This is a genomic window from Micromonospora sp. NPDC005291 (assembly GCF_040607415.1).
GTDB lineage: Bacteria > Actinomycetota > Actinomycetes > Mycobacteriales > Micromonosporaceae > Micromonospora.
Genome location: NZ_JBEXGR010000026.1, coordinates 37,569 through 55,519, shown reverse-complemented (window position 1 = coordinate 55,519; position 17,951 = coordinate 37,569). Strand labels below are relative to the sequence as shown.

The following is a 17,951-nucleotide window of genomic DNA, read 5'->3' as shown; positions in this document are numbered from 1 at the left end:
CAATGGTTGATCGGCGTGTCTTTTTCCGAACCCGTCCGGGTAAGTCCGATTTAGCGCATAGAGTGCCGATATCGTGGGATGTCCTCACCGGAGGAAAGACGGAAATGATCCTCGTGGAACGCAGTGCGCACGTGGCGGCGCCGATGGAAGTGGTCTGGGATGTCGTACAGCGGGCCGAGCAGTTGCCGGCCTGGCTGGCGGGGGTCCGCGCGGCCGAAGTGCTCTCAGGAGAGGGCTTCGGGCGGCGACAACTGGTCCAGGCGGGGCGCGGCTCGGCGCATGAGGCCGAGGTCATCGCCTATCAGGAGCCGACTCTGATCGGCTGGCGGGAACGAGCCAAGGGCGCCGGTGCTCGCGCGGAGGCGCGCACCGAGATCTACGTCCAACTCACTCCCGACGAGGAGGAGGAGGGCGGGACCATCGTGCGGCTCATCGTGGTCCGCTGGCCGGCCGGCCCGGTCAAGGCGGCCCTGCTGCGCCTCGGGCTGCGTCGGGTCGGCGCCGACCTGGAGGACTCGCTGGCCCGGCTCACCGACCTGGCCGCCGTCGGCTGACGAGAGCCCATCCTCCCGGCGTCACCCGCCCGGCGGTGGCGGTGGTCCGGATCCCATCCAGGAACCCACCCACCCCACCGCCGCCCCTCCCCCCGCCGCCCTCCCGACGGCGTCGATCATGGACTTGTGGTGCCCGGAACGAGGTGACTTCACCGCTTCGTCCCCCACCACAACTCCATGATCGACGCCGTCGGGGGGCGGGGAACCAGAAGGGCCCGGCGCACCCGCGCCGGGCCCTTCTGGATGGTGCTGAATTAGCTGTCGCCACCGGTTTCGCCTACCGGGGCGGCGTTGACGTCGTCGATCGCGTACTTCTTGGCGGCCTCGGCCGGCACGGTGACCGCCACCGCGCCGCTGCGGGCCAACTGCCGCAGCGTGGCCACCACGATCGACTCGGCGTCGACGTGGAAGTGCCGGCGCAGGGCGTGCCGGGTGTCCGACATGCCGAAGCCGTCGGTGCCGAGCGACGTGTAGTCACCGGGCACCCAACGGGCGATCAGATCCGGTACGGCCCGCATCCAGTCACTGACCGCGACCTTCGGGCCGTCCGCGTCGGCCAGCTTCTGCTGGACGTACGGCACCTTCGCCTCGGCGCCCGGGTTGAGTAGGTTGTACTCCTCGGCCTCCACCGCGTCGCGGCGCAGCTCGGTCCAGGAGGTCACCGACCAGACTTCGGCGGCCACCCCCCAGTCCTGGGCGAGCAGCTGCTGGGCCTTGAGCGCCCACTGCATACCGGTGCCGGAGGCGAGGACGTTGGCCTTCGGGCCGTCGACCTGCGGTGCCGGCGAGTAGCGGTAGATGCCCTTGAGCAGGCCCTCCACGTCCACGTCGGCCGGCTCGGCCGGCTGCAGGGTCGGCTCGTTGTAGACCGTCAGGTAGTAGAAGACGTTCTCCTGCGCATCCCCGTACATCCGGTGCAGACCCTGCTCCATGATGTGCGCGATCTCGAACGAGAACGCCGGGTCGTACGCGACCACCGCCGGGTTGGTGGCGGCAATCAGCAGCGAGTGGCCGTCCTCGTGCTGCAGGCCCTCACCGTTGAGCGTGGTCCGCCCCGCGGTGGCGCCGAGCAGGAAGCCCCGAGCCATCTGGTCGGCCGCCGCCCACAGCCCGTCGGCGGTCCGCTGGAACCCGAACATCGAGTAGAAGATGTACATCGGGATCATCGGCTCGTCGTGCGTGGCGTACGCCGAACCGGCCGCGGTGAACGAGGCGACAGAGCCGGCCTCGTTGATCCCCTCGTGCAGGATCTGCCCGGTGGTCGACTCCTTGTACGACAGGAACAGCTCCCGGTCGACCGAGGTGTAGCGCTGGCCGTGCGGCGAGTAGATCTTCGCGGTCGGGAAGATCGAGTCGAGGCCGAAGGTGCGGGCCTCGTCCGGGATGATCGGCACCCAACGCTTGCCGAACTCCTTGTCCTTCATCACGTCCTTGAGCAGACGGACGAAGGCTTGCGTGGTGGCCACCTTCTGCTTGCCCGAGCCGCGCTTGACGTCGGCGAACCGCTCCGGACCGGGGATGGCCAGCCGCTTGGTGCTGGTCCGCCGGGACGGCAGGTAACCGCCGAGCTGCTCGCGCCGCTCCTTGAGGTACTGGATCTCCTCGGACTTCTCACCCGGGTTGTAGTACGGCGGCAGGTAGGGGTTCTCCTCCAGCGCCGAGTCCGGGATGTCCAGGTAGAGCCGGTCGCGGAAGGTCTTCAAGTCCTCCAGCGTCAGCTTCTTCATCTGGTGGGTCGCGTTGCGGCCCTCGAAGTGCGAGCCGAGGGTCCAGCCCTTGATCGTCTTCGCCAGGATGACGGTCGGCTGACCGGTGTGCTCGGTGGCCGCCTTGTAGGCCGCGTAGAGCTTGCGGTAGTCGTGCCCACCCCGCTTGAGGTTCCAGATCTCGTCGTCGCTGAGCGGATCGACCATCTTGCGGGTACGCGCGTCGCGGCCGAAGAAGTGCTCCCGCACGTACGCGCCGGACTCCGCCTTGTAGGTCTGGTAGTCGCCGTCGGTCGTGGTGTTCATGAGGTTGACCAGCGCGCCGTCGGTGTCCGCGGCGAGCAGCGGGTCCCACTCGCGACCCCAGACGACCTTGATCACGTTCCAGCCGGCACCCCGGAAGAACGACTCCAGCTCCTGCATCACCTTGCCGTTGCCGCGGACCGGGCCGTCCAGCCGCTGGAGGTTGCAGTTGATCACGAAGGTGAGGTTGTCCAGCTCCTCGCGGGCGGCCAGGCCGATGGCGCCCAGCGTCTCCGGCTCGTCCATCTCACCGTCACCGAGGAACGCCCAGACGTGCTGCTGGGAGGTGTCCTTGATGCCGCGGTGCTGCAGGTAGCGGTTGAACCGGGCCTGGTAGATCGCGTTGAGCCCGCCCAGGCCCATCGAGACGGTGGGGAACTCCCAGAAGTCCGGCATCAGCCGCGGATGCGGGTACGACGGCAGCCCACCGCCGGGGTGCGACAGCTCCTGGCGGAAACCGTCGAGCTGGTGCTCGCTGAGCCGCCCCTCAAGGAACGCCCGCGCGTACATACCGGGGGAGGCGTGACCCTGGTAGAAGATTTGGTCGCCGCCGCCCGGGTGGTTCTTGCCCCGGAAGAAGTGGTTGAAGCCCACCTCGTAGAGCGACGCCGAACTGGCGAAGGTGGAGATGTGCCCGCCGACGCCGATCTCCGGGCGCTGCGCCCGGTGCACCAGCATGGCGGCGTTCCACCGGACGTACGCCCGGATCCGCCGCTCGACGTGCTCGTCCCCCGGGAACCACGGTTCGCGTTCCGACGGGATCGTGTTGATGTAGTCGGTGGTGGTCAGGGGCGGAACCCCGACCTGGCGCTCACGAGCCCGCTCCAGCAGGCGCAGCATCACGTAGCGGGCGCGTTTGGCGCCGCGTTCGTCGATGACACCGTCGAGCGACTCAACCCATTCGCTGGTCTCTTCAGGGTCGATGTCCGGAAGCTGGCTCGGTAGGCCGTCGCTGATCACCGGGCGCTTGCGTTCCGTAGCCACAGGCGTTCCCTCGGTTGTGTGTGGGATAGGTCTCTAGCGCCATCCTGCCCCCTGGTGGCACCCGTCGTCACGTCTAGGGGCCCCGGACGCGACGCTGAACACAGGTACCCGTCGGTAACTTAGCGCGACGACGCCCAATCCCGCCTTGTCCGCCCCCACTACCGTGCCGGGCATGAACGGGCGACGGGTGGTGGCCGGCGGCACGCTCCTGGCGGTTGGCACGCTCGCGGCGGTCCTCGCCGCGCCGGTGCTGCTGGGCGGTGACCTTGCCTCGCTGCCGATCATGATCTTCGGCCTGGCCACGGCGGTGTTCGGCGCGACCCAACTGCGCGGCGGCCTGCACGCGCCATCGCCGCGCCGGATGGCGCGACGCCTGTCCGATCCGATCCCCGAGCGCGCCGAGACCAACAGCCCGCCGACGCCCTACCACTCGACGAGCGACTACCCGTACACGTCGAGCCGCCGAGGTCGCGACGAGGGCGGTCACGGTTCAGACGGTGATCAGCGTGGCGAGGGCTACGGCGGCGACTCGGGCGGCCGGTCCGGCGGTGGCTCGGGCGGTGGCTCGGGCGGCCGGTCCGGAGGCGATTCGGGCGGTGGGTCCGGCGGTGGCTGGTCCGGGGGTGGCGATTCGGGTGGTGGTTGGTCTGGCGGCGGCGGTGGCGACTCCGGTGGTGGCGGCGGCTCCTGACCCCGTCCTGCGGCAGAATGCGACGTATGCGCAGCGACGTGATCACTGTCCAGACCGGGTCCCGTCCGACCGTCCGGGACATCACCGCAGAGGCCCAGCAGTTCGTCTCCAGTGAGGGCGACGGCCTGCTGCACGTCTTCGTGCCGCACGCCACCGCCGGCCTCGCGATCATCGAGACCGGGTCGGGCTCCGATGACGACCTGCTCAGCGCGCTGGACGACCTGCTTCCCACCGAGGACCGCTGGCGGCACCGACACGGCTCGCCCGGCCACGGCCGCGACCACGTGCTGCCGGGGTTCGTCCCGCCGTACGCCACGCTGCCGGTGCTCGGCGGGCGGTTGGCGCTCGGCACCTGGCAGTCGATCTGCCTGGTCGACACCAACCGCGACAACCCCACCCGCCAGGTCCGCTTCTCCTTCCTCCCCTCCTGAACCGCCCCTCCGCCCCTCCGCCCCTCCGCCCCTCCGCCCCTCCGCCCCTCCGCCCCTCCGCCCCTCCGCCCCCCGCCTCCCGCCCCGCTGATCTAGGGCATATTGCCGTCAGTTGATCTCCATGAGCGGCAATATGCCCTAGATCGACGCGGAGTGGGGCGCGCGGGGCGCGCGGGGCGGCGGGCAGGGCGCGCGGGGGGTGGGGCGCGGGGGATGGGGCGCTTGGGGGCGGGGTCTGCTGCCGTGACCTGGGCCTGATCGCTGAGCTGGACGATCGACGTCCTGCGTACGATGTGGCCGTGACGCAGGAGGTGGGTTCCGCAGCAGGTGAACCGGTGGATCGGGCTGGTCTCGCCGCCGATGTGGTGCGCCGGATGGCGCACGTGACCGCCGCGCTGCGACACCGGCAGGGCTCCGCGTTCGCTGAGCTGGGGCTCACCCCGGCGGCGGCCCGGGCGCTGCACGAGCTGGACCCCGACCACCCACAGCCGGCCCGCGACCTCGCTGGCCAACTGGGCTGTGACCGGTCGAACGTGACGGTGCTGGTCGACAAGCTGGAGCAGGCCGGGCTGGTCGAGCGTCGCACCGACCCGGCGGACCGTCGACAGAAGACGCTGGTGGTGACCGAGAAGGGCCGCGGCGTACGGGACCATGTGATCGACGTGATGTCCGACTCCCGACTCCTGTCCGGGCTGACCGACCGGGAGCTGAGCACCCTTCGTGACCTGGTCTGGAAGGTGTCCGACGGTGGCTGCCCGGAGCCCTGCGGGCCGGAGTGAGTCGACCCGCGCCGGCCGTGTCCCACTGGGCGACCGGGGCTCGCGTCGGTAATGCTGTCCGACGTGACCACCCCGCAAGATCTCGACGACCGGTTCCGGGAGACGCTGGCGGCGCTGCCCGCCGCGGAGCGGCGGCGTGACCCCGCCGACCCGATCAACGACGACGCCGCACTGACCGGCGCGCAGCTGCTGGATCTGTTCGACGCGCAGGTGACCAGCCGGCAACTCGACCTGGCCGGCCGCTGGCTGCGCAGCTTCGGGGAGGGTTTCTACACCATCGGCTCGGCCGGGCACGAAGGCAACGCCGCCGTCGCCGCCGCGCTGCGCCCCACCGATCCGGCGCTTCTGCACTATCGCTCCGGCGCCTTCTACTGCATCCGCGCCGCGCAGGCCGCCGCCGACCCGGAATCCGCCGCCGACCCGGAGCCGTCCGACCCGGAGCCGTCCGATCCAGGGCCGTCCGATCCAGGGCCGTCCGATCCAGGGCCGTCCGATCCAGGGCCGTCCGATCCAGGGCCGTCCGATCCAGGGCCGTCCGATCCAGGGCCGTCCGATCCAGGGCTGTCCGATCCAGGGCCGTCCGACCCAGAGCCGTCTGTGACCGCGCCGACCGCCGGTGGGTTCGCCGCGTACGCGGACGCGGCCCGAGACGTGCTGCGCGGGATGGTCGCCTCGAGCCAGGACCCGATCGCCGGTGGTCGGCACAAGGTGTTCGGCCGGGCGGACCTGGCAATCGTGCCGACCACCTCCACCATCGCCTCGCACCTGCCCCGCGCGGTCGGGATGGGGCTGGCCGTCGAGCGGCTGCGCCGGCTGGACAGCGCCGGGCGGCGTACCCGGGTCGGCAGCGGGGCGGGCGCCGCGCACGTCCCGTGGCCACCGGACGCCATCGTGGTCTGCTCCTTCGGCGACGCCTCGGTCAACCACGCCAGCGCCACCGCCGCCTTCAACACCGCCGGCTGGTACGACCACGCCGGGCTGCGCATCCCGGTGCTCTTCGTCTGCGAGGACAACGGGCTGGGCATCAGCGTCCGCTCGCCGGAGGGCTGGGTGGAGGCGACCCTGCGGGCCAAGCCGGGCATCCGCTACTTCAGCGCCGACGGCGCCGACCCCGTGCAGACGTACGCGGTGGCGGCGGAGGCCGCGGCCTGGGTACGCCGGCACCGGCGGCCGGCCGTGCTGCACCTGCGCACCGTCCGGCTGATGGGGCACGCCGGGGCCGACGCGGAGTCGGCGTACCGCAGCCCGGCTGAGCTGGCCGAGGACCTGGACCGGGACCCGGTGGCCGCCACCGCGCGGCTGCTCGTCGAGGCTGGCGTGGCGACCGGCGAGGAGCTGCTGGCCCGGTACGACGAGACCGGCTGGCAGGTACGCAGGCTGGCTGAGGAGGTGCTGGGCGAGCCGAAGCTGGCCTCCGCGGCCGACGTGGTGTCGGCGCTGGCGCCCCGCCGTCCGATGCGGGTGGCGCGGGCGGTGGCGGACGCTGCGGCGCGGGCCAGCGGGCCGGGCGCGGGTGCCCGGGCGGACGCGTTCGGCGGCAAGCTGCCGGAGTTGGCCGGCCCGTTGACCCTGGCGCAGAGCATCAACGCGGCGCTCGCCGACGGGATGCTCGACCACTCGCAGATGGCGATCTTCGGTGAGGACGTTGCCGCCAAGGGTGGCGTGTACGGGGTGACGAAGGGGCTGCGCGACCGCTTCGGCGCGGCCCGGGTCTTCGACACCCTGCTCGACGAGACGTCGGTGCTTGGGCTGGGCCTCGGCGCGGGGCTGGCCGGGATGCTGCCGGTGCCGGAGATCCAGTATCTGGCGTACCTGCACAACGCTGAGGACCAGTTGCGCGGCGAGGCGGCCACCATGCAGTTCTTCTCGCAGGGGGCGTTCCGAAACCCGATGGTGGTGCGGGTGGCCGGGCTGGCGTACCAGGAGGGGTTCGGCGGGCACTTCCACAACGACAACTCGGTGGCCGTACTCCGGGATGTGCCCGGTCTGGTGGTCGCGGTGCCGGCGCGGCCGGACGACGCCGCGCCCATGCTGCGGACCTGCCTCGCCAGCGCGGCGGTGGACGGCAGCGTCTGCGTGTTCCTGGAGCCCATCGCGCTCTACCACACCCGCGACCTGTATACGGAGGGTGACGGTGAGTGGCAGGCCGGCTATGCGGAGCCGGGCGCCTGGGTGGCCGGGCACGTGCCGATCGGGCGGGCCCGGGTCTACCGGGTCGGCTCGGCAGAGGACCTGACCATCATCACCTTCGGTAACGGGGTGCGGATGTCTCTGCGGGCCGCGGCCGTCCTCGCCGAGGAGGGAGTGGGCACCCGGGTGGTGGACCTGCGCTGGCTGGCCCCGCTGCCGGTGGCCGACATCATCCGGGAGTCCTCGGCGACCGGCCGGGTGCTGGTCGTGGACGAGACGCGCCGCTCCGGCGGGGTGGGCGAGGGGGTGATCGCCGCGCTGGTCGACGCCGGATATGTCGGTGCCGCACGTCGAGTAGCGGGAGTTGACTCGTTTGTACCATTAGGTCCGGCAGCACGTCAGGTTCTGGTCTCCGCGGAAGCCATTACCGACGGTGCCCGTACGCTGCTGGCACGGTAAATTCCGTTCCACCCGGTGCGCCACTTGCGCGCGGACGCACAACTGTGTGGACTCTGCCTGACGGCGTCGCACCGACGCCGCGAGCAGGGACGAGATGAGGAGGCACGCGACAGTGAGCGCGACCGCTGGTCAGGCCGCCGACGGGGTACGCAGCCTGGCGGACCGGTTCGGGATCGAACCGGGGATGGTCGTCATGGAGATGGGGTACGACGATGACGTCGACCAGGATCTCCGGGACGCCCTGACCGACCGCTGTGGAGATCTGGTCGACGAGGACACCGACGAGGTGGTCGACGCGGTGCTTGTTTGGTACCGCGACGGCGACGGTGACCTTTTCGAGCTTCTCGTCGACGCCCTCGGCCCGCTGGCCGACAACGGGGTCGTGTGGCTGCTCACCCCGAAGGCGGGGCGTGACGGGCACGTCGAGCCGAGCGAGGTCGCGGAGTCCGCGCCCACCGCCGGCCTTCAGCAGACCTCGACCGTCAACGCCGGCCGGGACTGGAGCGGCGCACGACTGGTGCTGCGCCGAGGGGCCAAGGTCAAGAAGTAGCCCCGCCGCTTCGCGCACCCGGCGGCCGAGACCGCCGGGTGGGCAGGCTGGTGCCGTTTTCCTGACTCGATCTGAGGAGGGCTCGCATGCCCATCGAGGTTGGTGCCGACGCACCGGACTTCGTGCTGAAGGACCAGAACAACCAGGAGGTCCGACTCTCGGCCTTTCGGGGCAGGCGCACCGTGCTGCTGGTCTTCTACCCGCTCGCCTTCACCGGCACCTGCCAGGGTGAGCTGGGCGAGGTGCGAGACAACCTCGACGAGTACGTGAACGACGACGTCCAGGTGTTGACCATCAGCGTCGACTCGGTCTACAGCCACAAGATCTGGGCCGACCGGGAGGGCTACCAGTTCCCGATGCTGGCCGACTTCTGGCCGCACGGCGCCGTCGCCCAGGCGTACGGGGTGTTCAACGACGTCGCCGGCTTCGCCAACCGGGGCACGTTCGTCATCGACAAGGCCGGCGTCGTCCGCTTCGCCGAGATGAACGGCCCGGGCGAGGCCCGCGACCAGCAGGGCTGGCGCAAGGCCATCGCCGAAGCGACCGCCTGACCGGGGTACGCCCTGCGCCCGGGCCGACGGCGAGCAAGGTAAACTTGCCAGCCACCGGCCCGCCCACGGCGATCCGGGCGCGTAGCTCAGTGGGAGAGCACCCGCCTTACAAGCGGGGGGTCGCAGGTTCGAAACCTGCCGCGCCCACACTCCGACCAGCAAGCGATAAGGGCCGCCGTTGATCCGGCGGCCCTTTGAGTTGGCCCGGTTGCTCGCCGGTCGGGAGCCCAGCGGAAGAGTTGCCAGTGCGTACGGCAGAAACGAGCGATCCCTGGCAGCTCAGCAGGGCGGCGCTCGGCGTGTCGACCTGCTGAGCTGCCACCGATCGGAGGGGAACGTCAGCGCCTCCAACGGCAGCTGCCCGTCACCGTCCAGGACGTTGGAGCGCCCACCAGCTCACCGTGGCCCGTCCGGCCCGGATGGTCGGCGCGCCCGCCTGACGCGCCGCTCGTCGAGCCACAGCGCGACCCGCTGGCGACTCGCGTACAACACTCCCACCGTGACCAGCATGGTGACGAGACCCGTCCAGAGCCAGAATCGGCCACCCACTCCGCCCGGCGGCTGCGCGTCGCGGACGCGTCCGCTGCGGACCACCTGGTCGGCGACGTCGACGGCGATCACCTGGTCCGGCGCGGTCAACACCGTACGCGGAGCGGTGGCGCCGGGAGTGAGCGCCAGCACCCGCACGGTGCGCACGCGCTGGTCGCTCGTGGGCGGGGCCATCTGCTCCTCCAGCGGCAGGTCGGGGGCGAGGGGGTCCGGCTGATAGGCCGCCACCAGCGCCGACCCGTCCGGCGCCCAGCCGAGCAGCCGGATGGCGACGACCCCGGACACGGCGGGCAGGCGTAGTGGACCGACGTCCCGCCCACTGGTGGGATCGACCTGGCGCAGGGTCCACTCGCCGTCGGCCCGACGGGCGGCCAGCGTCAGGTTCGTGCCGTCCGGACGCCACGCGCCCTTGCCGGCCAGCCATGTCCCGTCGGGCAGGGCGAACGAGGAGAGCTCGCGGCCCTCCAGGTCGGTCACGGCGACCGTGCGGCCGTACTGGTAGGCGAGCCGACCCGGGGCGGCGGCGACGGTCGAGCCGACGTGCGCCTCCTGGGCGCCGGCGGCCAGCCTTGTCCAACGCTCCCCGCCGACGGTCACCGCACTCAGCACGGTGGTGTACGTGCCCCCTTCGAACGCGACCGGCACGTCGTCACTGATCACCAGCGACCCGCCGTCGGCGGACCAGCCGACCGGGGTGCTCCAGACACTGCGGTCGACGGGCGACGTGAGTCGCTGGGTCCGGCCGGTGACCAGGTCGACGACCTCGACGCCCGGATCGTCCTGGACTCCGTCCGGCCGGGCCACGTACCGGCCGTCGGGGGAGAGGTGGACCGACTCGCCCGCCAGTGACTCCCCGCCGATCCGCATGATCCGGTAGCGGTCGGAGTCCGCGTCGACCACGCCGACGATGTTCACGTCGTTCCAACCGTGCAGACGCGGTGCCGGCCCGTCGAAGATGACCGACGCGGGGCCGAGCCGGGGACGGTCGGTGACATGCAGCGTGCCGATCGGCGGCAGGGCGATGTGGTTGGGCAGCGCGGCGTTCGCGGCGGCGGCCGGGTCGAGGCCAGGGGTACGGGTCAGCGGCACCACGACGCCGGCCAACGCGAGCAGCGCCAACGCCGCGGCGCTGGCGCCCACGCGTCGCAGACGGTCGCGTCGGGCGGTGGCGAGAGCGCGCTCGTACACCGGGTAGGTGGGCACGTCCTCGGCGGCGGAATGCAGCGCGTCGCGGAGCCGGGCGGTCATGGTGCGCTCCTCTCCGCGGCGGCGTCGAGCAGGTCGGGAGCGACCGCTCGGAGTCGGCGCAGCGCGTCGTGGGCGTGGCGTTTGACGGTGCCGAGAGAGCAGCCGAGCAGGTCGGCGACCTGCGCTTCGGTGCGGTCCTCGTAGTAGCGCAGCACGATGACGGCCCGTTGGCGGGGGGTGAGGTGGCGCAGCGCGGCGGTGAGGGTCAGTCGCAGCGCGGTGGTGTCGGTGTGGTCGACGCCAGCTCGTTCGGTGGGTTCGGCTTCGAGTCGTTCGGCGAGGCGCCGGCGTCGCCACCAGGAGACCTGTTGGTGGTACATGACGCGCCGGACGTATGCCTCGGGATCGCCGTCGCGGATGCGTCGCCAGTGGCGGTAGGTGCGCGCCAGGGCGGTCTGCACGAGGTCTTCGGCGAGTTGGTGGTCGCCGGTGAGGAGGTAGGCGGTCCGGGACAGGGCAGGCGAACGCTGTACCACGAACTCGTGGAACGTCTCGGTCATGCCCACCCCCTCGGTGAAAAGAACGCCTCCCGTGCGGCAGATGGTTGAGACCCGCGGGACGAGCGCGGTCGGGGCTTGCCCCCGGGTTGGCCCGGCGTGTCCCTCCGGGGTCGGCCGGACGCGGAAGAGCGCTATGACTCTGAGGCATATTGATACCTCAGAGTCATAACGTTCACCGCAGTGACACCGGGCAGCCGCCTGCCATGATGGGCGGTTGCAGGACACCGTCGCCGTCGCGCTGATCACCGCACTGTCCACGTTGGCCGCTGCCGCCCTGACCGGGTTCGTCGGTGCGTTCAGCACCCGTCGGCAACTGGCTCACCAGCTCACCGCTGCTCGGCAGGAGAACGCCGAACGGCGGGCGACGCGTCGGGACGAGTTGCGGCGCGAGGCGTACGTCGGGTTCCTGAGTGCCTGCGACCAGGCGTACCGGCGGTTGGACCGACGGTGGGTCGAGGCTGGCGGGCACGAGCACGCGCCCGGCTACGACGAGACGTACGCGGCGATGCGCGCCGTGGACGAGGCGTACAACCTGGTGTTGCTGGAAGGCCCGGCGGACGAATCGGCGCGTTGCCTTCGTCGATGTCGTTCGCCCGGTGTTGGATCGGGACGGGTGACGCCGACGAGCGGGAGGCCGGGTGAGCTACGCGCAGGTCAACGGGCTACGGCTCTGGTACGAGTCACACGGCACGGGGCGTCCGCTGGTGCTGTTGCACGGCGGCTACGGGTCGGTGGAGATGTTCGCCCCGATCGTGCCGGCGCTGACCCAGCGGCGTCGGGTGATCGCGGTCGACCTGCAGGGCCACGGGCGCACCGCCGACGTCGACCGCCCGCTGCGCTACGAGACGATGGCCGACGACGTCGCCGCGCTGCTCGGGCACCTCGACCTGTCCACGGCCGACGTGTTGGGCTACTCGCTGGGCGGCGGTGTCGCGCTGCGTACCGCCATCCAGCATCCGGCGCTGGTGCGCCGGCTCGTGCTGGTCTCCACCCCGTGTAAGCGGGCCGGCTGGTACCCGGAGGTGCTGGCGGCCATGGCCGCCCAGGACGAGCGGGTCGGCGAGCAGATGCGGGGCACACCACCGCACCAGCTCTACGAGCGCGTCGCCCCGCGCCCGCAGGACTGGCCACGGCTCTGGGCCAAAAGCGGTGACCTGCTGCGCCGAGACTACGACTGGTCCGCTGAGGTGGCCCGGCTGGTCATCCCGACGCTGCTGGTCTTCGCCGACGCCGACTCGATCCCGACCAGTCACGCGGCGGAGTTCTTCGGGCTGCTCGGCGGCGGGCACCGCGACGCCGGTGGGGACGGCACCGACCGTCCAACCGCCCGGCTGGCCGTACTGCCCGGGCACACGCACTACGACATCGTCGGCGCACCGGCCCTGCCGACAGCGGTGCTGCCCTTCCTCACCCACCAGGTCCGCGCGCCCGCCGGGCCCGCCGGGTGGTGACCCGGCGGGCCCGGTGTCTCAGCTGGTGAAGCCGCCGTCCACGTTGACCACCGCGCCGGTCACGTAGCCGGCCTCCGGGCTGGCCAGGTGCGCGACGGTGGCCGCGATGTCGGCGGGGCGAGCGAAGCGGCCGACGGCCGTGAAGCCGGCGATGGCCGCCGCGTTCGGCCCGTCCGCCGGGTTGGCGTCGGTGTCCGTGGGCCCGGGATTGACCAGATTGACGGTGATGCCCTGAGAACCCAGCTCGCGAGCCAGGCCCCGGGTCAGCCCGACCAGAGCGGTCTTGCTCATCGAGTAGAGAGCCAGCCCGGGGAACACCGCCCGTTCGCCGACGTTGCTGCCGATGCTGATGATCCGCCCACCGTCGCCCAGGTGGCGCAGCGCCGCCTGCACGGCGACGTACGGCGCCCGGACGTTCACTGCGATCGTCTGCTCCAGCTCCGCCGTGCCGAGGTCGCCCATGGCGCCGACCAGGAACACCGCCGCGTTGTTGACCAGGATGTCCAACCGGCCCAGCTCGGCGGCCGCCCGGTCGACCGCGTCCCGTACGGCCGTGGGGTCGGCGCCGTCGGCCTGGATCACCAACGCCCGTCGGCCCAGCGCCTCGATCTGCTTTGCCACGGTCGCGGCCTGCTCGGCGTTCTGCCGGTAGGTCAGCGCCACGTCGGCCCCGTCCTGGGCAAGACGCAGGGCGATACCGGCCCCGATGCCCCGGGAACCCCCGGTCACCAGGGCGACCTTGCCGTCAAGTGTCGTCGTCGTCATCATGCAAACGATCATGTCGCCGCCACGTTCCCCCGTCTGGCGGCCATCGGACCCCTCGCTCCCATCTCCAGGTCGGATTTCCGCCAGCTCCGTTTCGTGCTGTCGGTCTGGGCCCAGGACGCGAGGGCGGCACCTGGTCGGCGGCCAGATCCGCAGCGCCCTATCCTCGTGACGGAGCGTATTGGGGGAGCGTGAGCGTGGAACTGGCAAGCATTGGCGCGGTGCTGTTCGACATGGATGGCACCCTGGTCGACTCCGACGCCGCCGTCGAGCGGGCCTGGGAGCGGTGGGCCGTCGAGTACGCCGTCGCGCCGGCGGCAGCGCTGGCGATCGCGCACGGCAGGCCGGCCGATCAGACCATTCGCCGGCTACTGCCCTCGCTCGATGACCCAGCGGTCGCAGCGGCGGCCGCACGTCAGTTGGCGTTGCAGTACGACGACCTGTCCGACGTGACGGCCACCCCGGGTGCCCACGAACTGTTGGCCACGCTGGCCCGGCTGGGGTTGCCCTGGGCGGTGGTGACCAGCGCCGACGTCCGGTTGGCGGAGGCCCGGCTCGGTGCCGCTGGCATCGAGCCGCCCTTGCTGGTCACGGTGGAGGACGTTCGCGCGGGCAAGCCGGACCCGGAGGGCTACCTGCGCGCTGCCGCGCTGCTCGACGTGCCCGCAGCACGGTGCCTGGTCGTCGAGGACGCCGAGGTCGGGCTGCAGGCGGGGCGCGCGGCCGGCGCGATGACCGCGGCGCTGAAGGGACTCGACGGCGACCTGCGGCTGGCTGACCTGACGCAGCTCGCGTACGGGTTGGAGTCGGCCCCGACGGCACGGTGACCAGCAAGGTCAGGTGAGACGCTGGGCCAGCCAGGGGACCAGCGCGTCAGCCTGGGCCTGCTGGAACGCGCGGACGGTCGGAATACCCGGTGGCGGCGGACGCCGGGCGCCGTCGGTGAAGAAGCCGGCCAGCCCGGCGTACACGCCGGTGAGCGCGGCCGGGTCGACCCCGGCGGTGAGCGGCAGGCGGCGCAGCAGCGCCTCGGTGTCGTGCCCGCCGTGCAGCCGGACGTTGACCAGCAGCAGTGCGGTGTCCAGCCAGGCCGGGCCCCGGCAGGCCCACGGCCAGTCGACCACGGTGACCGTGCCGGCTGGGTCGACCAGTAGGTTGTCGGCCCGCACGTCCACGTGGCAGAGCGTGTCACCGGTCAGCGCGGCGACGCCCTGGTCGGCGGCGGCGCGCAGCTGATCCAGGTGCGCCCATGTCCACGGGTCCAGACCGTCGGGTGGCTCGGCGGCGATGCGGTGCCAGCCGGCGAAGTCCCAGGCCAGCCGCTCGGCGGCGGTCGGCACGTGCCGGACCGGGCTCGGGGTGAGCGTGGCTGCCATCGCCTCCAGGGACCTCAGCACTCGGGTCAGCTCGTCGGCCCGCCACGGGGTGACCGGATGCCGGCCGTCCACATCGGAGAAGACCAGCGCCACCCACTCGCCGTCGTCATGGCAGCCGAGCAGGCGGGTCGTCGGCGCCGAGGCCGGCAGCGCGGCGGCCGTCCGGGCCTCCGCGCGGTGCAGGCCCGGGCTGTCCGGGTTCTGCGCCGGGCTGACCGCCTTGACGAACGCCCGTCGGCCGGTCGCGGTACGGACCCGGTCCGCGGTTCCCGGTGAGTAGCCACCCGGCTGGGACACCGCCTCCACCACCCGGTCGCCCACGATCTCCTGCACCGAAGCCCGGACCCGCTCCGGCAGCTCCGTCCACCCGATCCGCGTCATGATCCCCCCACCGTCCACCCCCACGCTGCGCCCACCCACACCGACGGACAACCCATTTCCGCCGGCCCGGAGCCGGGGCCCGGCGGGTGGGTGGCGGCGTCGGGTTGGATCTGCTGCACTACCCGCTGGACGCTGACACACGGAGAGGTGGAGCCGGTGGAGCTGACGCCGATGACCGACCAGGACCTGGCCCGGTTACGGAAACCGCTGGAGCAGGCGTACGCCGAGGACCTGGCGGCGCACCGGGGGTTGACGCCGGAGGCGGGTCGGGAGCGACGCACCGGGGCCGAGGGCACGCGCGCCGGATGATTCAGCTCATCGAGGCGGAACTTGCCCGGCTCGGGGTGCCCGAGCTGGGCCTTAATGTCTTCGGTACGAACACCGTGGCGATCGGGCTCTACCGGAGTCTGGGCTTCGAGGTGACCGCACAGCAGATGGCGAAGCGGATCGACCCGGCGAGCTGAGCCGGCGACGCGGCCCCCGACCTCCCAGGACGGTCCCCCCGGCAGGACTGTTCACCTGCCCAGGGGGAAACCGGCGCGGACCGCACCTGGGGAGGAGCGACGGATGACGCACGGCGCCGGACTGACCATCGGTGTGCTCGGCTCGTACGGTGGGCGAAACCTCGGTGACGAGGCGATCCTCACCGGCCTGCTCGCCGATCTGCGTATGCAGGAGCCGAATGCCCGGATCATCGTGTTCTCCCGTAACCCCGAGCACACCCGGGCCGCCCACCCGGACGTCGAGGCGGTGCCCTGGGAGGGCGTCAGTCGCACCGATTCCGCCCTGGTCCTGGCTCAGCTCGATCTGCTCATCCTGGGCGGCGGCGGGATCCTCTACGACCGGGAGGCCCGCCGCTACCTGCGGGTGGTCCGGGTCGCGCAGGAGCGGGGCCTGCCCCTGATCACGTACGCGGTGGGGGTCGGGCCGCTCAGCGACTCGGTGGACACCGGCATGGTCCGGGAGACGCTCGCCGGTGCGACCCAGGTGACCGTTCGTGACCAGGAGTCCCGGATGGTGCTGGAGGAGGCCGGGCTGCTCAACCCGATCACGGTCACCGCCGACCCGGCGTTCCTCCTGCAACCGGAGGAGTTCCCAGCCCATCTGCTGGCCGAGGAGGGTGTGCCGGTCGGTAAGCGGTTGGTCGGGATCAGCGTGCGGGAGCCGGGGCGGGCCGCCGAACGCCTCGACGTGGACGGTTACCACCGGCTGCTGGCCCAGATCGGCGACTTCCTGGTGCACCGGATCGACGCGTACGTGCTGTTCGTGCCGATGGAACGCGACGATATCCGGCACGCCCACGGGGTGCTGTCGCACATGGTCGCCGCCGAGCGGGGCCGGATCCTGCACGGCACCTACTCACCGCAGCAGGTGCTCGGGCTGATGCGCCACTTCGACCTGGCCGTCGGCATGCGCCTGCATTTCCTGATCTTCGCGGCGATGGTCGGCACACCGTTCCTGCCCCTGCCGTACGCCGGCAAGGTCTTCGACCTGGCCCAGCGGCTCGGCGTGCCGGCCCTGCGCGGCGTGGAACGGGAGGTCGAGGGGCCGCTACTGGCCGAGGTCGACCGGCTGTGGGACGAGCGGGAGCAGCGCGCCGAGGCCACCGCCCGACGGGTGGCGGAGGTGTGCGAGCAGGCGCGGGGCACCTCGGAGGTCACCCGTGGCGTGCTGGAGAGCTTGCGCAGCCAGACCCTCATCCGGGTCTGAACGGGCGGTCACACCGCCGGGCCGGTCCACCGGTAGCGCCACTCGCGGGCCTCTTCGCGGGCGGTCTCCAACTCGTAGATCTGCGCGTCGGCAAGCCCACCCGAGCCGAGGTGATGGTGGGTCAGCGGTGGACGACCGTTGCTGTCCAGTTCGACGGTGATGGTCTGCCCGTCCGCCGTGCCGCCGACGAGAAGGATCTGCACGGATGAAGCCATGCGCCCATCCTGCCTGTCGCGCGGGCACCTCGCAGCGGATAGCGGGGCAGCGGGGTGACCCGGTCCGTGGCTAGGGTCGGCGGATGGAGCAGACGATCGATCCGACGCTCGGTCCGGTGCTCGCCCGCACCGGTGACGAGCGCACCGTACTGGACTCGTTCCTCGACTTTCACCGTGGCGTGCTGCTGCGCAAGCTGCGCGGTCTGTCCGACGCCGACGCCGGCCGCCGGCTGGTGCCCTCGGCAACCACACTCGCCGGCCTGGTCAAGCACCTGACCCTGGTCGAGCGGAACTGGTTTCCGACCCTGCTGGCGCCCGAGCCCGGCGACGTCTACCTGAACTCGCCTGAGGACGCGGCGGCGAGCTTCACGCTCGACGAGCAGGACACCGTCGCCGGGCTCGCCGAGGCGTACGAGCGGGCCTGCGTCCGGTCCCGGGCGGTCGCCGCGAGCTTCGACCTCGACCACGTGGTGCCGCACCCGCAGCTCGGCGAGGTGTCGCTGCGCTGGATCCTGGTGCACCTGATCGAGGAGACGGCCCGGCACGCCGGTCACGCCGACATTCTGCGGGAGTTGACCGACGGCGAGACCGGCGCGATCTGAGCCTTCCGCGGTTACC

The 17,951-nt window shown here is 71.7% G+C and carries 18 protein-coding genes, 1 tRNA gene and 3 pseudogenes; 15 read left to right on the top strand and 7 right to left on the bottom strand.

Translation table 11 applies throughout. From position 1 onward, the window contains the following. Positions 1 to 104 precede the first annotated feature (104 nt). On the top strand, positions 105 to 554 hold the full coding sequence (locus ABZT18_RS27435; RefSeq protein ID WP_354996851.1) for an SRPBCC domain-containing protein: 450 nt from the start codon (positions 105 to 107) through the stop codon (positions 552 to 554). Positions 555 to 808: 254 nt separating this feature from the next. On the opposite strand, the gene aceE is transcribed toward ABZT18_RS27435, so the two are convergent. Then, the gene (gene aceE, locus ABZT18_RS27430) at positions 809 to 3,547 is read right to left on the bottom strand and encodes a pyruvate dehydrogenase (acetyl-transferring), homodimeric type (RefSeq protein ID WP_354996852.1); all 2,739 of its coding nucleotides are present in this window, start codon (positions 3,545 to 3,547) and stop codon (positions 809 to 811) included. Between the two features lie 172 nt (positions 3,548 to 3,719). Between aceE and ABZT18_RS27425 the strand changes: the two genes are divergently transcribed. The 8 genes and pseudogenes from ABZT18_RS27425 (at position 3,720) to ABZT18_RS27390 (ending at position 9,285) form a co-directional block, all read left to right on the top strand. Beyond that, positions 3,720 to 4,238: a hypothetical protein gene (locus ABZT18_RS27425; protein ID WP_354996853.1), complete on the top strand. Its 519-nt coding sequence runs from the start codon at positions 3,720 to 3,722 to the stop codon at positions 4,236 to 4,238. A 26-nt stretch (positions 4,239 to 4,264) separates the two neighbouring features. Beyond that, complete coding sequence (locus ABZT18_RS27420) at positions 4,265 to 4,669, top strand: YjbQ family protein (protein ID WP_354996854.1); 405 nt, start codon at positions 4,265 to 4,267, stop codon at positions 4,667 to 4,669. A gap of 374 nt (positions 4,670 to 5,043) precedes the next feature. Continuing rightward, on the top strand, positions 5,044 to 5,448 hold the full coding sequence (locus tag ABZT18_RS27415; protein WP_354996918.1) for a MarR family winged helix-turn-helix transcriptional regulator: 405 nt from the start codon (positions 5,044 to 5,046) through the stop codon (positions 5,446 to 5,448). A gap of 51 nt (positions 5,449 to 5,499) precedes the next feature. Next, positions 5,500 to 5,838: pseudogene (locus ABZT18_RS27410) on the top strand (transketolase); the annotation flags it as partial. Positions 5,839 to 6,078: 240 nt separating this feature from the next. Beyond that, positions 6,079 to 8,037, top strand: a pseudogene (locus ABZT18_RS27405) (thiamine pyrophosphate-dependent enzyme); the annotation flags it as partial. Between the two features lie 112 nt (positions 8,038 to 8,149). Then, positions 8,150 to 8,587 (top strand): DUF3052 domain-containing protein, encoded by a 438-nt coding sequence (locus tag ABZT18_RS27400; protein WP_354996856.1) that lies wholly within the window; start codon positions 8,150 to 8,152, stop codon positions 8,585 to 8,587. A gap of 86 nt (positions 8,588 to 8,673) precedes the next feature. Beyond that, positions 8,674 to 9,138: a peroxiredoxin gene (locus tag ABZT18_RS27395; protein WP_355252843.1), complete on the top strand. Its 465-nt coding sequence runs from the start codon at positions 8,674 to 8,676 to the stop codon at positions 9,136 to 9,138. 75 nt (positions 9,139 to 9,213) lie between these two features. Further along, positions 9,214 to 9,285 (top strand) — tRNA-Val (locus tag ABZT18_RS27390). Between the two features lie 249 nt (positions 9,286 to 9,534). Here ABZT18_RS27390 and ABZT18_RS27385 read toward each other — a convergent pair. From ABZT18_RS27385 to ABZT18_RS27375, 3 genes are all read right to left on the bottom strand, one after another. Beyond that, positions 9,535 to 10,935 (bottom strand): hypothetical protein, encoded by a 1,401-nt coding sequence (locus ABZT18_RS27385; protein WP_354996858.1) that lies wholly within the window; start codon positions 10,933 to 10,935, stop codon positions 9,535 to 9,537. Then, positions 10,932 to 11,435, bottom strand: coding sequence for a SigE family RNA polymerase sigma factor (locus ABZT18_RS27380; RefSeq protein ID WP_354996859.1), 504 nt, complete (start codon positions 11,433 to 11,435; stop codon positions 10,932 to 10,934). Before ABZT18_RS27380 ends, ABZT18_RS27385 begins: the two co-directional genes overlap by 4 nt. A gap of 172 nt (positions 11,436 to 11,607) precedes the next feature. Then, positions 11,608 to 11,910, bottom strand: a complete 303-nt coding sequence (locus ABZT18_RS27375) for a hypothetical protein (protein WP_354996860.1) — start codon at positions 11,908 to 11,910, stop codon at positions 11,608 to 11,610. Positions 11,911 to 12,073: 163 nt separating this feature from the next. On the opposite strand from ABZT18_RS27375, the gene ABZT18_RS27370 reads away from it, so the two are divergent. Continuing rightward, complete coding sequence (locus tag ABZT18_RS27370; RefSeq protein WP_354996861.1) at positions 12,074 to 12,886, top strand: alpha/beta fold hydrolase; 813 nt, start codon at positions 12,074 to 12,076, stop codon at positions 12,884 to 12,886. An 18-nt stretch (positions 12,887 to 12,904) separates the two neighbouring features. On the opposite strand, the gene ABZT18_RS27365 is transcribed toward ABZT18_RS27370, so the two are convergent. Next, positions 12,905 to 13,651: a 3-oxoacyl-ACP reductase family protein gene (locus tag ABZT18_RS27365; protein ID WP_354996862.1), complete on the bottom strand. Its 747-nt coding sequence runs from the start codon at positions 13,649 to 13,651 to the stop codon at positions 12,905 to 12,907. Positions 13,652 to 13,848: 197 nt separating this feature from the next. Between ABZT18_RS27365 and ABZT18_RS27360 the strand changes: the two genes are divergently transcribed. Continuing rightward, entirely contained in the window at positions 13,849 to 14,478 is a 630-nt protein-coding gene (locus tag ABZT18_RS27360) for an HAD-IA family hydrolase (protein ID WP_354996863.1), read from the top strand. A 9-nt stretch (positions 14,479 to 14,487) separates the two neighbouring features. Here the strand turns inward: ABZT18_RS27360 and ABZT18_RS27355 are convergent, their stop codons facing one another. Next, positions 14,488 to 15,408 (bottom strand): phosphotransferase, encoded by a 921-nt coding sequence (locus ABZT18_RS27355; protein ID WP_354996864.1) that lies wholly within the window; start codon positions 15,406 to 15,408, stop codon positions 14,488 to 14,490. Between the two features lie 156 nt (positions 15,409 to 15,564). On the opposite strand from ABZT18_RS27355, the gene ABZT18_RS27350 reads away from it, so the two are divergent. The 3 genes and pseudogenes from ABZT18_RS27350 to ABZT18_RS27340 all read left to right on the top strand — a co-directional run bounded on the left by ABZT18_RS27350 (position 15,565) and on the right by ABZT18_RS27340 (position 17,118). After that, the gene (locus tag ABZT18_RS27350; RefSeq protein WP_355252840.1) at positions 15,565 to 15,717 is read left to right on the top strand and encodes a hypothetical protein; all 153 of its coding nucleotides are present in this window, start codon (positions 15,565 to 15,567) and stop codon (positions 15,715 to 15,717) included. A gap of 11 nt (positions 15,718 to 15,728) precedes the next feature. Continuing rightward, positions 15,729 to 15,872: pseudogene (locus tag ABZT18_RS27345) on the top strand (N-acetyltransferase); the annotation flags it as partial. 103 nt (positions 15,873 to 15,975) lie between these two features. Then, positions 15,976 to 17,118 carry a polysaccharide pyruvyl transferase family protein gene (locus tag ABZT18_RS27340; protein ID WP_354996866.1) on the top strand — a complete coding sequence of 381 codons (1,143 nt, stop codon included), beginning with the start codon at positions 15,976 to 15,978 and terminating at the stop codon, positions 17,116 to 17,118. A gap of 8 nt (positions 17,119 to 17,126) precedes the next feature. Here the strand turns inward: ABZT18_RS27340 and ABZT18_RS27335 are convergent, their stop codons facing one another. After that, a complete protein-coding gene (locus ABZT18_RS27335; protein WP_030488784.1) occupies positions 17,127 to 17,333 on the bottom strand; it encodes a hypothetical protein in 207 nt (68 codons plus the stop codon). An 83-nt stretch (positions 17,334 to 17,416) separates the two neighbouring features. Here ABZT18_RS27335 and ABZT18_RS27330 point away from each other — a divergent pair, with 83 nt between their 5' ends. Beyond that, positions 17,417 to 17,935 (top strand): DinB family protein, encoded by a 519-nt coding sequence (locus ABZT18_RS27330; protein ID WP_354996867.1) that lies wholly within the window; start codon positions 17,417 to 17,419, stop codon positions 17,933 to 17,935. Positions 17,936 to 17,951: the final 16 nt, after the last annotated feature.

Bases quoted from the DNA above. Each gene is read 5' to 3' on its own strand.
- ABZT18_RS27355 (WP_354996864.1), bottom strand. From the start codon at position 15,408: ATGACGCGGATCGGGTGGACGGAGCTGCCGGAGCGGGTCCGGGCTTCG.
- ABZT18_RS27425 (WP_354996853.1), top strand. From the start codon at position 3,720: ATGAACGGGCGACGGGTGGTGGCCGGCGGCACGCTCCTGGCGGTTGGC.
- ABZT18_RS27330 (WP_354996867.1), top strand. From the start codon at position 17,417: ATGGAGCAGACGATCGATCCGACGCTCGGTCCGGTGCTCGCCCGCACC.
- ABZT18_RS27435 (WP_354996851.1), top strand. From the start codon at position 105: ATGATCCTCGTGGAACGCAGTGCGCACGTGGCGGCGCCGATGGAAGTG.
- ABZT18_RS27340 (WP_354996866.1), top strand. From the start codon at position 15,976: ATGACGCACGGCGCCGGACTGACCATCGGTGTGCTCGGCTCGTACGGT.
- ABZT18_RS27420 (WP_354996854.1), top strand. From the start codon at position 4,265: ATGCGCAGCGACGTGATCACTGTCCAGACCGGGTCCCGTCCGACCGTC.
- ABZT18_RS27395 (WP_355252843.1), top strand. From the start codon at position 8,674: ATGCCCATCGAGGTTGGTGCCGACGCACCGGACTTCGTGCTGAAGGAC.
- ABZT18_RS27365 (WP_354996862.1), bottom strand. From the start codon at position 13,651: ATGACGACGACGACACTTGACGGCAAGGTCGCCCTGGTGACCGGGGGT.
- ABZT18_RS27385 (WP_354996858.1), bottom strand. From the start codon at position 10,935: ATGACCGCCCGGCTCCGCGACGCGCTGCATTCCGCCGCCGAGGACGTG.
- ABZT18_RS27335 (WP_030488784.1), bottom strand. From the start codon at position 17,333: ATGGCTTCATCCGTGCAGATCCTTCTCGTCGGCGGCACGGCGGACGGG.
- ABZT18_RS27380 (WP_354996859.1), bottom strand. From the start codon at position 11,435: ATGACCGAGACGTTCCACGAGTTCGTGGTACAGCGTTCGCCTGCCCTG.
- ABZT18_RS27415 (WP_354996918.1), top strand. From the start codon at position 5,044: ATGGCGCACGTGACCGCCGCGCTGCGACACCGGCAGGGCTCCGCGTTC.